This is a genomic window from Kitasatospora sp. NPDC004240 (genome assembly GCF_053603215.1).
On record NZ_JBSGFD010000045.1, the window covers coordinates 18,686 to 32,290 of the forward strand.

General features: G+C 76.4%; 12 protein-coding genes. 8 read left to right on the top strand and 4 right to left on the bottom strand.

Annotated elements, in window-relative coordinates; genetic code table 11:
* Positions 1–20: 20 nt before the first annotated feature.
* Together ACWEQL_RS14830 and ACWEQL_RS14835 are read right to left on the bottom strand one after the other, a co-directional pair.
* Complete coding sequence (locus ACWEQL_RS14830; protein WP_452150626.1) at positions 21–1,073, bottom strand: ADP-ribosylglycohydrolase family protein; 1,053 nt, start codon at positions 1,071–1,073, stop codon at positions 21–23.
* The gene (locus tag ACWEQL_RS14835; protein ID WP_452150627.1) at positions 1,070–1,756 is read right to left on the bottom strand and encodes a class I SAM-dependent DNA methyltransferase; all 687 of its coding nucleotides are present in this window, start codon (positions 1,754–1,756) and stop codon (positions 1,070–1,072) included. The genes ACWEQL_RS14830 and ACWEQL_RS14835 overlap by 4 nt, the downstream gene beginning before the upstream one ends.
* 185 nt (positions 1,757–1,941) lie before the next feature.
* On the opposite strand from ACWEQL_RS14835, the gene ACWEQL_RS14840 reads away from it, so the two are divergent.
* From ACWEQL_RS14840 to ACWEQL_RS14865, 6 genes are all read left to right on the top strand, one after another.
* Entirely contained in the window at positions 1,942–2,784 is an 843-nt protein-coding gene (locus tag ACWEQL_RS14840; protein ID WP_452150628.1) for a putative protein N(5)-glutamine methyltransferase, read from the top strand.
* Positions 2,785–2,859: 75 nt separating this feature from the next.
* On the top strand, positions 2,860–3,615 hold the full coding sequence (locus tag ACWEQL_RS14845; RefSeq protein WP_452150629.1) for a uridine kinase: 756 nt from the start codon (positions 2,860–2,862) through the stop codon (positions 3,613–3,615).
* A gap of 14 nt (positions 3,616–3,629) precedes the next feature.
* Positions 3,630–4,367: a class I SAM-dependent methyltransferase gene (locus ACWEQL_RS14850; protein WP_452150630.1), complete on the top strand. Its 738-nt coding sequence runs from the start codon at positions 3,630–3,632 to the stop codon at positions 4,365–4,367.
* Positions 4,368–4,402: 35 nt separating this feature from the next.
* The gene (locus ACWEQL_RS14855) at positions 4,403–5,305 is read left to right on the top strand and encodes a DUF3626 domain-containing protein (RefSeq protein ID WP_452150631.1); all 903 of its coding nucleotides are present in this window, start codon (positions 4,403–4,405) and stop codon (positions 5,303–5,305) included.
* Positions 5,306–5,309: 4 nt separating this feature from the next.
* Positions 5,310–6,095: a GNAT family N-acetyltransferase gene (locus tag ACWEQL_RS14860; RefSeq protein ID WP_452150632.1), complete on the top strand. Its 786-nt coding sequence runs from the start codon at positions 5,310–5,312 to the stop codon at positions 6,093–6,095.
* Positions 6,096–6,203: 108 nt separating this feature from the next.
* Positions 6,204–6,893 carry a maltokinase N-terminal cap-like domain-containing protein gene (locus tag ACWEQL_RS14865; RefSeq protein WP_452150633.1) on the top strand — a complete coding sequence of 230 codons (690 nt, stop codon included), beginning with the start codon at positions 6,204–6,206 and terminating at the stop codon, positions 6,891–6,893.
* 193 nt (positions 6,894–7,086) lie between these two features.
* Here the strand turns inward: ACWEQL_RS14865 and ACWEQL_RS14870 are convergent, their stop codons facing one another.
* Together ACWEQL_RS14870 and ACWEQL_RS14875 are read right to left on the bottom strand one after the other, a co-directional pair.
* Complete coding sequence (locus ACWEQL_RS14870; RefSeq protein ID WP_452150634.1) at positions 7,087–7,887, bottom strand: hypothetical protein; 801 nt, start codon at positions 7,885–7,887, stop codon at positions 7,087–7,089.
* A gap of 73 nt (positions 7,888–7,960) precedes the next feature.
* The gene (locus ACWEQL_RS14875) at positions 7,961–11,839 is read right to left on the bottom strand and encodes an nSTAND1 domain-containing NTPase (protein ID WP_452150635.1); all 3,879 of its coding nucleotides are present in this window, start codon (positions 11,837–11,839) and stop codon (positions 7,961–7,963) included.
* 262 nt (positions 11,840–12,101) lie between these two features.
* Between ACWEQL_RS14875 and ACWEQL_RS14880 the strand changes: the two genes are divergently transcribed.
* Both ACWEQL_RS14880 and ACWEQL_RS14885 read left to right on the top strand, forming a co-directional pair.
* Complete coding sequence (locus ACWEQL_RS14880; protein WP_452150636.1) at positions 12,102–12,890, top strand: glycoside hydrolase family 25 protein; 789 nt, start codon at positions 12,102–12,104, stop codon at positions 12,888–12,890.
* Positions 12,891–12,974: 84 nt separating this feature from the next.
* The gene (locus ACWEQL_RS14885) at positions 12,975–13,589 is read left to right on the top strand and encodes a hypothetical protein (protein ID WP_452150637.1); all 615 of its coding nucleotides are present in this window, start codon (positions 12,975–12,977) and stop codon (positions 13,587–13,589) included.
* Positions 13,590–13,605 lie beyond the last annotated feature (16 nt).

Consider the following 13,605-nt stretch of genomic DNA (forward strand, 5'->3'; position numbering starts at 1 on the left):
CGGTGCCCGGTGCCCGGTGCTCAGCCCGGTCCGGCCGCCAGCCGCCGGGCCAGGTCGATCAGGTCGCCCGCGCGCAGCGCCGGCCCGTCGAAGCCCGGCAGCGGGACGTGCAACGGCTCGGTCCACCGCGCCGGGACGGCCCCCGACCCGTAGCGGGCACCGGCCAGCGCGCCGGTGACCGCGGCCACCGTGTCGGTGTCGCCGCCGAGGTCGACGGCCGCCCGCAGCGCCTCCTCGAACCCCCGGGTGGTGCGCACCGCCCACACCGCCGAGCCCAGGCAGGGCCAGACAGCACCGTTGAACTCGGTGGCCATGGCGGGGTGCCAGTCCGGCGCGAGCACCACGGCGTAGCGCGGCCGGTCCCCGGGGTCGACGGCCGCCAGGACCTCGGGCAGCGCGGCGAGCGGATCGGCTCCCTCCAACGTGAGCCGGACCAGCTCGTGCAGCACCGCGGTGCCCTCCCAGGCCGCGCGGTCGCCGTGGGTGAGCGCGGCCAGCCGGCGGGCGGCGGTCATGGTGGCCTCCCGTCCGGCGGCCGCGAAGTACACGGCCGAGGTGGCCGCGCGCATCAGCGAACCGTTGCCGGCGGCGCGGAGGTTGACCTGGAAGTGCACGGCCGCGGCGAGGTCCCAGGGCATGCCGTTGGTCAGGACGTCCGCGGTCTGGATGCCGATGTCCTTGGGGTCGGAGGCGGCCCACCGCTGGAAGCGCGCGAAGACGTCCGGCAGGTCGAGGCCGCCGCGTTCCAGCAGCGACCGCGCCATCAGGACGGCCATCTGGGTGTCATCGGTGGCCTCGCCGGGATCCCAGCCGCCACCCCCGGCCATCTCGCTCCCGGCCATCTCGCTCCCGGCCGTCCCACTCCCGGCCGTCCCACTCCCGGCCGTCCCACTCCCGGCCGTCCCACTCCCGGCCCTCCAGCCGTCGTCCGCCCCGCCGTCGGCCCCCGCCTCGGGGAACCGGGCCGAGAAAGCCCCCGCCGGCCCGAACTCGAAGGGCGCCCCCAGCGCGTCCCCGACCGCCGAGCCCAGGACCGCCCCGACGGCCCGCTCCTCCCGGGTCGGGCCGCTCATCGGGCGCCACCGCCGTACGGCCGGGCCGTGCCCGCCGGACGGCGGGCCAGCAGGTGGACGCGGCCGACCTTCTCGGCGCCGTCGTCGTGCGGCTCGCGTTCGAGGCGGGCGCGCACCTCCAGGCCGGCGCCGGTGAGCAGGGCGGCGACCCGGTCGGCCCGGCGACGATGCAGGTGGAGGTCGACCCGGTGGCCGAACAGCTCCGCGTGGTGCGTCCGTTCGTCGCCGGCCTGGAAGACCAGCAGGAGGTGGCCGCCCGGGGCCAGCACCCGGTGGAACCCGGCGAACACCCCGGGCAGCGCCTCGTCCGGCACGTGGATGACCGAGTACAGCGCGACCAGGCCGGCCAGCGAGGCGTCCGGGAGGTCGAGGGCCGTCATCGAGCCCTCCTCGAAGCGCAGGTGCGGGTGGTCCCGGCGGGCCACCGCCACCATTGCCGGGGAGAGGTCGATCCCGAACACGTCCAGCCCGAGCCCGTGCAGCAGGGCGGTCACCCGACCCGGTCCGCACCCCACGTCCGCGACGGGGCCGCCGCCGCCTGCCCGGACCAGCTCGGCGAAGGCGGTGAGCATCGCCCGCTCCAGCGGCTTGCCGGTCAACTCGGCACGGAAGCGGGCCGCGTAGTCGGCGGCGACGGTGTCGTAGGAGGAGCGGGTGGCCCTCAGGAAGTCCGGTTCGGTCACGGTCGACCACGGTAGCCCTTGGCTCAGGATGGGGTAGGGTCGTTCCCGTCCGTACCGCGATCAACCCGGGAGGTGAGACCCATTACCGCAGTGTCAGGTCGGGTGCTCCCCCCGGGCGGTCGGACGTTCGCGTCGGCCTGAGGCCCGGCGTCGAGGGAGCCCCGGTGGTCATCCGAAGGGTTCTCGTGTCGATCTTCTCCTCCTCCCGTCTCCGCTCCTCCGTCGTGGCCCGGCTGCGCGCCGCCGGCTGTGTCTTCGCCGAGGACGAGGCGCGGCTGATCCTCTCCACCGCCCGTACGCCCGCCGAGCTCGCCGCCATGGTCGACCGCCGGGCGGCCGGGCTGCCGCTGGAACACGTGCTCGGCTGGGCCGAGTTCTGCGGACTGCGGATCGCCGTCGATCCGGGTGTGTTCGTCCCGCGGCGGCGCACCGAGTTCCTGGTCAGCGAGGCCGCCGCCCTGCTCGGCGGGCCCGCAGCGCCGGACGCGCCGGGCGGTCCGGCCACGCCGGACGCGGTCGCCGTCGATCTGTGCTGCGGCAGCGGCGCGCTGGGGGCCGCGCTCGCCGCCGCCGCTCCCGGCCCGCTGGAGCTGCACGCCGCCGACCTGGACCCGGCGGCGGTCGCCTGCGCCCGGCGCAACCTCGACGGCGTCGCCGCCGGGGTCCACCTGGGCGACCTGTACGAGCCGCTGCCCGACGGGCTGCGCGGCCGGGTGGACGTGCTGCTCGCCAACGTCCCGTACGTGCCCACCGAGGAGGTCGCCCTGCTGCCCGCCGAGGCCCGCGAGCACGAGTCGCCGCTCGCCCTGGACGGCGGTGCGGACGGCCTGGACGTGCTGCGCGCGGTGGCGGCGCGGGCCCCGCGCTGGCTCGCCCCCGGCGGCAGCCTGCTGTTCGAGACCAGCGAGCGGCAGGTGCCGGACGCCCTCGCCGTGGTGACGGGGGCGGGGCTCACGGCCCGGGTCGCCGAGTGCGAGGAGCTGTACGCGACGGTGGTGGTGGCCACCCGGCCGGGCGGAACCGGGTAACTGCTAGGTTCGTACCCGCCCTGACGGAACGTCGGCCGGTGCGGTTCGCACCGGCCCGGCCGAGAGGACCCACGCATGAACGCCCCCGCCGCTCCCGCTCCCGTCCACCACTCGACGTCGACCTGGCAGCAGCCGCTCCCGGCTCCCGCCTCGACCGAACGCGGTGCGCTGGTGGAGCGGGCGGCGCGGGACGTGCTGGCCCTCGGCCCGGGCCGGCTGCTGGTCGGCATCGACGGGTTCACGGCGGCCGGCAAGACGAGCTTCGGCCACGAACTGGCCGAGCGGACGGCCGCCCTGGGCGGGCGCCCGGTGCTGCGCGCCACCCTGGACGACTTCAAGAACCCCTGGCGCGACCGCCACCTCTACGACCGCGAGTCCGGCGAGGGCTACTACCGCCACGCGTACGACTACGCCGCCGCCGAGCGGCTGCTCCTCGGGCCCTGCCGCGACTCCGGGGCGACCCGGTGCTCCCTGTGCTCCATCGACCCGCTGACCCAGGTCGACCACTCCGCGCGGACCACCCCGCTGACGGCGGACACCGTCCTGATCGTGGACGGCGTCTTCGCGTTCCGCCCGGAGATCGACCACTACTGGGACTACCGGATCTGGCTCCAGGTCGACGACGAGCTCTCGGTGCGCCGCGGCGCCGAGCGCGACCGGAACTGGGCCGGCTCCGACGCGGAGGCCATCCACCGGGACCGCTACCTGGTCGCCGAGCACCTCTACCTGGCGGAGGCCGATCCGCTGCCCGGGGTGGACCTGCTGATCGACAACTCCGACTTCGCCGCCCCGCGCCCGCTGCCCCGGCCGGCGCCCCGGGCCGGCTCCTGAAAGCGGTGACCACGGTGAACGACACGACCGACGACCGGACCGACCTCGCCATCACCCGGGACGGCTACGACGCGCTCGCCGTCCGCTACGTCGAGCTGTTCACCGGCGAACTGGCGGAACGCCCGCTGGACCGCGCGATGCTGACCGCCTTCGCCGAGCTGGTCCGGGAGGGCGGCGGACCGGTCGCGGACCTGGGCAGCGGCCCGGGCTGGGTGACCGCGTACCTGCACGACCTGGGCCTCGACGTGTACGGGCGGGACCTCTCCCCGGTGATGGTCGGGCTGGCCCGTGACGCGTACCCGGGCCTGCGTTTCGAGGTCGGTGGGATGGAGGAACTCGGCGTGCCCGACGGCTCGCTCACCGGGATCGTGGCCCGCTACTCGCTGATCCACACCCCGCCGGAGCGGGTACCCGCGGTGCTCGCCGGGTTCCACCGGGCGCTGGCCCCCGGCGCACCCCTGCTGCTCGCCTTCCAGGCCGACCCCGAGCCCGATTCCGCTCCCGATCCCGACGAGCCGGACGATCCCGACGAGCCGGACGATCCCGACGAGCCGGGGGAGCCCGCGCCGACGCCGTTCGACCACAAGGTCGCCCCCGCCTACCGCTGGACCCAGGGCGCCCTCTCCGCCCGGCTGCGGACGGCCGGGCTGGTCGAGGTCGCCCGGCTGACGCGCGAGCCGCGCGAGGACGAACGCTTCCTCCAGGCCCACCTGCTCGCCCGCCGGCCCGTCGCGGCGCCCCGGAAACCCTGATGCACCACCGGGCCCGCCCCGGGCAGACTGCGCCCATGCACACCGACAGCCCCGACACCCCGCAGCGGCGGGCCCTGCGCCACGTCGAGAGCCTGGCGAAGGGCGACCCCCTGGAGCCCGGCCTCCGGGTGACCCTCAACTTCCACCCCGACCGGCTGGTGCGGGGCCGCCCGATCCTGGAGCGGCTCGCCGAGGACGGCGTCTACCGCTCCCAGTTCGTCACCGGCACCGGCAACGGCGGCCTGACGGCGTTTCCCGGCGGGGACCGCTGGCGCTGGGAGAGCCGGATCTTCGACGGCGCGTACGACGGGGCGCCCGCCGAAGAGCGGCCGGTGTACGGCGCGCTGAACTTCCGCCGGAAGCCGGCCGGCGGCGCCCCGCGGTTCGGCTCCGCCCACTTCCGGCTGGCCGCCGCGACCCTGGAGCGGACCACCTTCTGCTACCCGGACAGCTACCTGGAGCCGGCCGACTTCGGCGTGGCCTCCCGGATGGCCCTGATCGAGCTGGCCCTGGCCGACCGGCAGGACGACCTGGACGACTACGTCGAGGCGCAGGTGCACGGCCCGGTCAGCCTGACCCGGGACGTGGAGGCGCTGGTGCTGGACCCGTGCTACCGGGGCACCGCCGTGGAGACGGCGGCCCGGGCCCTGGGCTGCCCGGTCGAGTGGCACGGCGGCTTCCGGCTGGGCACCGAGCTGCTGCGCCGCCACCCGGACTACCGGGGCCCGGAGTTCGTGGAGCTGGGCACCGCGCTGGCGGTGGACGGCCTGCTGGACCCCCGGGTCCTCGGCGACGCCGACCGGTCGGGCCGGCACGACCCGCAGGCGCTCAAGCGGGTCTGGCACTACCTGGCCCGGTTCGGCCCGCCCACCCTGGGGCACCCGGCCGGAGCAGGCGGAATCCCGGTTGTGTGTCCGCCCCGCCCGGTGGTGGGGTAGCCGGATGGATCATGACGAGGTACTGGGGCTCTTCGACGAGCGGATACGCCGCGAGGCCCGGCCCGACAGCCCCCGGGCACGGGTCGAGTGGACCGGCGCGGTGGTGCGGCAGACGGGGGAGGCCGACGCCTGGAACGGCGTGCTCTGGTCCGGCCTGGACGGGGCCGACGAGGCCGCGGTCGACGCGGTGATCGCCGAACAGGTGGCCCACTACACCGCCCTCGGCGTGGACTTCGAGTGGAAGCACTACGCCCACGACCGCCCGGCCTCCCTCCCGGCCCGGCTGCTGGCGGCCGGCTTCACGCCCGAGGACCCCGAGACGCTGATGGTCGCCGGGATCGGTGACCTGCCGGACGCCACCGCGGTGCCGGAGGGCATCGAGCTGCGCGCCGTCACCGACGAGGCCGGCGTCGACCTGGTGATCGCCGTCCACGAGCAGGCCTTCGGCACCGACGGCTCCCGGCTGCGCGCCCGGATCCTCGCCCAGCTGACCGAGGCCCCGGACATCATCACCGTGGTCCTCGCGATGGCCGGCGACACCCCGGTCAGCTCCGCCCGGATGGAGTTCCACCCCGGTACGGGCTTCGCCGGCCTGTGGGGCGGCGGCACCGTCGAGGGCTGGCGCGGCCGGGGCGTCTACCGCGCGCTGATCGCCCACCGGGCCCGGATCGCCGCCGAGCGGGGCTACCGCTACCTCCAGGTCGACGCCTCCGACCAGAGCCGGCCCATCCTGCACCGCCTCGGCTTCGCGGCCCTGACCGTCACGACCCCCTACCTGTACGGGAGCTGACCGTGACCACCCCGTACCTGTACGGGCGCCGAGCGTGACCACCCCGTACCTCCAGGGGCTGAGCGACCGGCCCGCACCATCTCGAACGCGCTGAAGGGACCTCACACCATGGCCGTCATCCACCACACCACGCTCCGCCCGACCAAGGGCGAGCTGCTGACCGCCTGGCTGCCCGGCCGGGCCTGGTACCGCGGGGACGGGCAGGAGCCGCGGCTGGAGCGGGCCGGCGGCTTCCGGCTGGACGACCCGGAGGGCGAGGTGGGGATCGAGTTCATGGTGGTCACCGATACCGCCGGGGCCGGGCCGGTGACCTATCTGACGCCGCTCACCTACCGCGGCGCCCCGCTGGAGGGCGCGGAGCACGCGCTGGTCGGCACCATGGAGCACGGCGTGCTCGGCCGGCGCTGGGTCTACGACGGCGCCCACGATCCCGTGCTGGTCGCCCAGTTGCTCGCGCTGCTCGGCGGCGAGGTGCGGGCGCAGGCCCAGTCCGAGAGCGACACCCCCGACCCGGAGGTCACCGTGGCCCTCGGCGAGGACGTCCAGGTCCCCGCGCCGCAGGACTTCGCCCCGGCCGTGGACGGCGCCGCGGGCACCCGGCTGCCCGGCCTGAACGGTCCGCAGGCCCCGGCGCTGCACCTGACGCGGGTGCTCGACGGCCCGCCCGCCGCCCGGCCCGCGGACGCCACCGGCCCGGAATCCCGCCGCTGCGTCGGCTCGGTCACCGGCCACTGGACCCGCCCGGACGGCACCCCCGGCCGAGGCCCGTTCGCGGTGCTGCGCACGGACCACCCCTGAGCGACGGGCCGGGCCCGGCGCCCGGGCGTCAGGGGCCGGACTCGGGTCGCCGGGCGGTGTTGGTGCCCCGGTCAGGGCGTGCCACGATCCTCCCGCGCCGCCACCGGGCTCCACGGGCGGCGTGATCACCCATGGTCGTCAAGATCCCGCCAGGGCGGCCGGACCCCGGGGAGGGGCCCGGCCGCCGCCCTGCTCAGAAGTTCCCGTTGTCCGTCCAGCGGTACCAGTCGCCGGACATCCAGGTGTAGGTGTTCCCGTCGCGGGCGACCGGCGGGCCGTCCGGCAGATAGGCGTAGCCGGTGACCTCGAAGAGGCCGCCGCCGGGGACGGTGAACCGCAGCCCGGTGCCGCCGACCGCGGTGACGTCCTTCACCGGCAGGGCGCCGACCCACTCGGGCTGCGGCAGCCCGTTCCCGTCCCGCTCCAGCGCCTGCTCGGCGAAGGAGGTCAGCGCGGGCCGGCTGAGCTCGAAGCGGGCCTGCTGCGGCACCTGGTGGACGATCAGCGCGACGGTCGCGACCAGCAGGGCCGGCGGCACCGCCCAGCGCCAGGCGCCCTCGGGCCGATCCCCTTCGTCCGGGTCCATCAGCATCTGGCGGACCAGCCAGACCAGGGCCGTCGCGCCGGCGGCCGTGACGCCCAGCCCGAGCATGCCCCAGTCGGGGGCCGCCAGGCTGAACGCCAGCAGCGCCGTGACGCCCAGCACGGCGCAGCCGGCCAGTACGGAGTTGCCGGGCCGCCGGATCCGCTCGCGGCGGGCGGTCAGCAGGGCCATCAGGCCGACCACCGTGGCCGCCAGCAGCAGGCCCGTGGCCAGCGGGAGCACCAGGAGGAGGTTGCCGACCATCCCGAGGGCGAACAGCGGGACCGCGAAGGCCCCGCCCCAGGCCGGGGACACCGCCAGCACGGCCACCGACAGCCCCAGGGCCGCCGGCCCCCGGTAGCCGTCGACGAGGAGCGCACGCCACCACCGGGCGTCGAAGGAGAATCGCATGCCGATGATCTACCAGATCGTCATATCGGCAGGCCAATGGGGGTGCAGGGGTGTGCGCATCCGTGACCCACCGTCACGGACACGTCGCCCGGTACGGCGTCCCCGGGGCGAGCCGCGTCCACTCGGAGCGCCGCAGCGGCGGCCGCAGTACGGCGCAGGCCGAGGCCTCGGCCTCCGCCGGGTCCAGGCTCCACACCGGCGCGGCCCCGTTCCCGCCCCCGGCCAGCACCGAGCGGCCGTCCGGCAGGAAGGCCAGCGCGTCGAGCGGCCCGCCGGGGGAGGAGAGCGTGCGCCGCGGGCCGTCCGGGATCAGCGGGTCCCACAGCCGGACCTCGCCGTGCTCGCCGGCGTCGGCGAGCGTCCGCCCGTCCGGGCTGAAGGCCAGCGCCCGTACGGTGTCGCTGCCCACGGTGAACGCCTCCGGGTGCAGCGGCTGCTCGGTCCGGGCGTCCCAGACCCGGATCGTCCGGTCGTCGGCGTAGGTGGCGATCCGCGTGCCGTCCTGGCTGACGGCGATCCGCCGCAGGTAGTCGTCGTGCTTCATGGTGGCGCTGCGCCGGGCGGGCTCGTCGCCGTCGGCCGGGATCAGCTGCACCGCCCGCGCGTCGCAGGCGAAGGCCACCGTGGCGGGGCCGACGAAGGCGACCGCGTGGACGGCGCCGCAGGCGGTGTGGAGGCGCGGGCGCGCCGGGGTGCCGTCGGTCGGGCCGGTGAGCAGGGTGCCGTCGGCCGTGCCGACGGCCAGCCGGGTACCGTCCGGGCTCAGGTCGAGCGCGGTCACCCGGGCCCCGGCCGTCCACACCTCCTGGACCACGCCGTCCGAGGCGCGGCGGATCCGGACCGTGCCGTCCTCCTCGGCGCCGGCCAGCAGCCGCCCCGAGCGGTCCAGGGCGAGCGCGGTGACCGGCCGTCCGCTCGCGGGCGAGACGCTCACCGGGCGCCGTTCGCCGCCGAGTTCCCACAGGGCGGTCCGGCCGTCGGCGGTGCCCACCGCGGCCCGGCCGCCGCCGGTGGCGACCGCGGTGACGGGCGGGCGGCCCGGGCCGGGCGCGAGGTCCGGCAGGCGTCGCAGGTCCCAGAGGAGCACGCTGCCGGTGGGCCGGCCGACACCGGCCGAGGTGACGACGGTCCGGTTGTCGCCGCCCACGGCCAGGCCCAGGACGAAGGTGGGGTGTCCGCGCAGTTCGGCGGTGACCCGGGCGGTGGCGAGGTCCCACACCCGGGCGCTCTGGTCGTCGCCCGCGGAGACCAGGGTCGCGCCGTCCGGGGTCAGTCCGAGGGCGTTGACCGGGCCGGTGTGGGCGCGGCCAGGGCCGGGGACGGTGAGCTCGGTGCCCTCCGCGCCGCCTCCGGTGGACGGGTGCCAGATCCGGATGCCGCCGCGTCCGTCGCCCACCGCGAGCAGGGCGCCGTCGGCGGCGTAGACCAGCGAGCGGGGGTCGCGCACCCGGCCGGAGAAGACCGGCGGCGGGGGAGCGCCGTCCCCGGCCGGGGACGCGTCCAGGTCGCGGACCAGCACCGTGCCGTCCGTCGAGGCACTGGCGAGCCGGTGGCCCGGACCGAACGCCAGGCACTGGATCACCCCCTGCTGGTCGGTCAGCGTCCGCAGCGGCGGCTCGGCCACCCCGACCCGCCAGACCCACAGCCGCCCCGGCAGGTCGCCGTCGCTGCTGCCGGCGGCCAGCAGGGTGCCGTCCGCGCTGAACGCCAGCCGCTTGGCGACCGAGGCCTTGCCGGTGGTGCTCGCGGGCAGCACCGGGGAGGGCAGCGGGCGGCGTTCGGCGACGTTCCACAGCAGGATCCGCCGGGCTTCCGGGTCCCGGGTGATCGCCGCGGCGAGGACCGTCCCGTCCGGGCTGAACCGCAGGTCCTGCACGGGCGCGCCGATGTGCTCCAGCAGCTCGGCCACCGGCGCCGTGGTCCGGGCGTCCCACAGCGCCACCCGTCCCTGCGAGTCCCCGGTGGCCAGCAGCCGCCCGTCGGGGCTCAGCGCGAGCGCGTTGACGCCCCACTCGAAGCCGTCGATCCGCCCGGCGAGGTACTGCGCCTGGGTGCCCAGCACGGCGTCCTCGGCCTGCCGCCGCAGGTCCGGCTGGGTTTCCGGGGCGAGCCGGCGCGCCTGGACGGCCTGCAGCATCGTGGCGTACGGGTCGCGGGCCGTGTTGCGTTCGGCGTCGGCGACCAGGGCGCGGGCCTGGCTGGCCCGGTCGGCGGTGAGCGCCGCGTTCCGCTGGTACCAGCCGAAGGACCCGGCCAGCAGCGCGGAGACCAGCAGGACCGCCAGCGCCCCCGCCAGCCGGCGCAGCGTCCGCACCCGGCGCCGCTCCGCCGCGCGCTCCTGGCGGGCCCGCTCGGCGGAGGCGGCCAGGAACTCCCGCTCCACCGGGGTCAGCAGCGGGTCCGGGGCGGAGTCGTCCGGGGCGGAGTCGTCCGCGGCCCACTGCCCGGCGAGCTCCAGCCGGCTGCCCCGGTACAGCAGCGCGGGATCGCGTTCGGCCTCCGCCCAGCCCTCGGCGTCGTGGGCGAGCTGCTGGTGCAGCCGCAGACCGGCGCGTCCGTCCTCGATCCAGCCGCGCAGCCGGGGCCAGGCGCGCAGCAGGGCCTCGTGGGAGAGGGTGACCCCGTCGGCGTCCAGGGTGATCAGCCGGTCGGCGGCGAAGGAGCCGAGCACCCGCTCCAGCGCGTGCGGGTCGGTGCCGGCGGTGAGCAGCCGCTCGCGGGTCACCCGGCGCCGGGCGCACTGCCCGTCCGGCCCGAGGTGGACCAGCCGCAGCAGCACCCGCCGGGCGATCACCCGGCCGGGCCCGTCCAGCCGGTGCCAGGCCCGCTCGGCGGTGGCCGCGACCGAGCCGCGCAGGCCGCCGATCGCCCGGTAGCCGGCCAGGGTGAGTGAGCGTCCGGTGCGCTGCTGCCAGACGGCGCGCAGGGTGTGGGCGAGCAGTGGCAGCGCCCCGGGGTCGTACCCGGCGGGCGGGGCCTGCGGTGCTCCGGGGGCGGTGCGGCCGTCGCCTCCGGCCAGCCCGAGGTCGGTCAGCAGGACGTCGAGCAGCCCGGGTTCGAGCTCCAGCCGGGCGCTGCGGGCGGGTGCGGTGATCGCCTCGGCCAGCTCCCCGGCGGTCATCGGGCCGAGCGCCAGCTGCCCGTGCCGGACCGCCCGCAGCAGCCCGTCGTGCGCCAGGCAGTGCCCGTACAGGTCGGCCCGCAGGCCCAGCACCACCAGCCGGCCGCCGTCCGGGCCGGCCTCGTGGCAGAGCCGGTCCAGGAAGGCCTGCCGCTGCCCGGCGTCCGCGCAGACGGTGAACAGCTCCTCGGCCTGGTCGACGATCCACACCGCGGCCCGTTCGGCGGCGGGGGAGTCCAGCTGCTCCAGCGGCCGGGCGGTGGGGGTGAGGACGGCCGGAGCGGTCGGCCCGGTGCCCGCCAGGTCGCCGCGCCGCAGCGCGGGCGCCAGCCCCGCCCGCAGCAGTGAGGACTTGCCCGCCCCCGAGGGGCCGACCACCAGCACCGGGCCGCCGCGGTCGGCGCAGCGGTCGGTGAGCAGTCCCAGCAGCTCGGCACGGGCGCGGGCCCGGCCGTGGAACCACCGTTCGTCCGCCGCGCCGAAGGCCGCCAGCCCCGGGTACGGGCAGAGCCCCTGGGTGGCCAGCCCCAGCAGGGCGCCGTCGGCGCGCAGCGCCCGGTCGCAGGCGCGGGCGAAGTCGGCGGTGGCGGGTTTGTCGCCGTTCTCCACCTTGCTGATGTGGCTCTTGTCGTAGTGGACCCGCCGGGCCAGCTCGGCCTGCGAGAAGCCGGCGGCGAGCCGCTGCTCGCGCAGGGCGGTCGCGAAGCCCAGCGGGTCGCCGGCCGGGTCGCAGGCCCCGGGCGCGTCCGCCGGCCGGCCCGCTGCCGCCGCGGAGCCCGTCCGCGGGCGGACCATCCGTGCCTCGTCCTGCCGGTGCTGACCGTCCGTCACCGCCGTACCCCCGTTCCTCCTCGGCCCCGACCGGTCAACGAGCGTGCCGTACCGGGGTCACGCCCCGCGCCGAGAACCCGTCGATGGAGTGAGAACGGCAGGTCAGAGGGGTTGTCGTGATGCCAGGCCCGGACGACAACCGGCAACCGGTTCACCCCGGGCGGCGGCCCGGCGATGGTGATGGTGGGTGACGGACCGCCAGGCCGGATCCCGCCATCCCCGGGAACCACACCCCTCGGGAACCACAGCAGAGGAGAACCCCGTGAATCCGCGATCCCGCCCCCGCCTCCGCGCCGCACTCAGGGCGGTCACCATGGCCGCCGCCCTGGCCGCCTCGCTGGGCACCACCCTGTTCGGCCCCTCCGTCGCCGGCGCCGACCCCCGCGCCGCCGGCCCGGACGCCTACACCGTGCGCGGCTTCGACACCTACCACGGGGACCACGGCGAACGGGAGACCAGGCCCTTCGACTGGCCCGCCGTGGCCAGGGGCGGACAGTCCTTCGTCTTCCTCAAGGCCACCCAGGGCACCGACTTCACCGACCCCTGGTTCGCCCGGGACCTCGCCGGCGCCCGCTCGGTCGACCTGATCCGCTCCGGCTACCACTTCTTCACCGCCGACAAGGGCGGCGCCGCCCAGGCCGACCACTTCGTGAACGTGCTGCGCCGCGAGGGTTTCACCGGTACCCACCCCGGCGAGCTGCCGCCCGTCCTGGACCTGGAGCAGTGCGAGCGCGGCGGCCACCGGCTGAAGCTCGCCGAGGTGAAGGCCTTCCTCGACCGGGTCGAGCGGGCCACCGGCAGCGCGCCGCTCGTCTACACCCGCCGCACCTTCGTGGACGAGTGCCTGGGCGGCACCGAGGCGCTGAGCGGGTACCGGGTCTGGCTCGCCCGCTACGGCGACACCCCGCCGCGGCCGCTGCCGGGCGGCCGGGGCTGGGACTTCTGGCAGTACTCCGACCACCGACCCGTGCCGGGCGTCGGCACCAAGGTCGACGCGAACGTCTTCCACGGCGACCGCGCCGCCCTGCGCCGCCTGGCGCACCTGGGCTGACCGCCGGTCGGCCCGTCACCACTCACCCGCCACCACGCACCCATCACCACTCATCGCAGATCAGAGATCTCAGGAGGAACCACCATGAACCGCATCCGCCGCTGGAGCGTCCCCGCCCTCGCCGCCACCGCCCTGCTGGGCTCGCTGGCCCTGACCGGTCCGGCCGCCGCCGAGGCCGTCCCGCCGGCCCCGGCCGTCGTGACCGTCCTCGACGCGCAGCAGTCCGGCGGCGACCGGCGCGCCGCCGGTGACCTGCGGGTCTCCGCGCCCAAGGTCACCCGGCACGAGGCGATCCAGCGTGCCAAGGGCTGGCTCACCGCGAACAACGGCAAGCCCGTCCCGTACAGCCAGAAGAAGAACTGGAAGGACGGCTACCGTCAGGACTGCTCCGGCTTCGTGTCGATGGCGCTCAAGCTGCCCAAGCCCGCCCCGAACACCGTCAAGCTGAAGAACGACGGCTGGACCAGGCCCATCTCCATGGACGCCCTGCGCCAGGGCGACCTGGTCATCAAGGCCGACAGCAAGAGCTCCAACCGCCGGCACGTGGTCATGTTCGACCACTGGACGGACGCCAAGCACACCTCCTACGTCGCCTACGAGCAGGCCGGGAAGGTCGGCACCCGGGTCAAGACCCACACCTACGGCCTGCGGTCCGGCGACGGGTACCACGCCCACCGTCCGGTCAACCTGACCGACTGACCGGGGGGTTGGGCGA

What these genes read in the sequence shown, in the direction of transcription:
- ACWEQL_RS14845 (WP_452150629.1), top strand. Translation starts at nt 2,860, where the DNA reads ATGAACGCCCCCGCCGCTCCCGCTCCCGTCCACCACTCGACGTCGACC.
- ACWEQL_RS14870 (WP_452150634.1), bottom strand. Translation starts at nt 7,887, where the DNA reads ATGCGATTCTCCTTCGACGCCCGGTGGTGGCGTGCGCTCCTCGTCGAC.
- ACWEQL_RS14885 (WP_452150637.1), top strand. Translation starts at nt 12,975, where the DNA reads ATGAACCGCATCCGCCGCTGGAGCGTCCCCGCCCTCGCCGCCACCGCC.
- ACWEQL_RS14865 (WP_452150633.1), top strand. Translation starts at nt 6,204, where the DNA reads ATGGCCGTCATCCACCACACCACGCTCCGCCCGACCAAGGGCGAGCTG.
- ACWEQL_RS14830 (WP_452150626.1), bottom strand. Translation starts at nt 1,073, where the DNA reads ATGAGCGGCCCGACCCGGGAGGAGCGGGCCGTCGGGGCGGTCCTGGGC.
- ACWEQL_RS14855 (WP_452150631.1), top strand. Translation starts at nt 4,403, where the DNA reads ATGCACACCGACAGCCCCGACACCCCGCAGCGGCGGGCCCTGCGCCAC.
- ACWEQL_RS14860 (WP_452150632.1), top strand. Translation starts at nt 5,310, where the DNA reads ATGGATCATGACGAGGTACTGGGGCTCTTCGACGAGCGGATACGCCGC.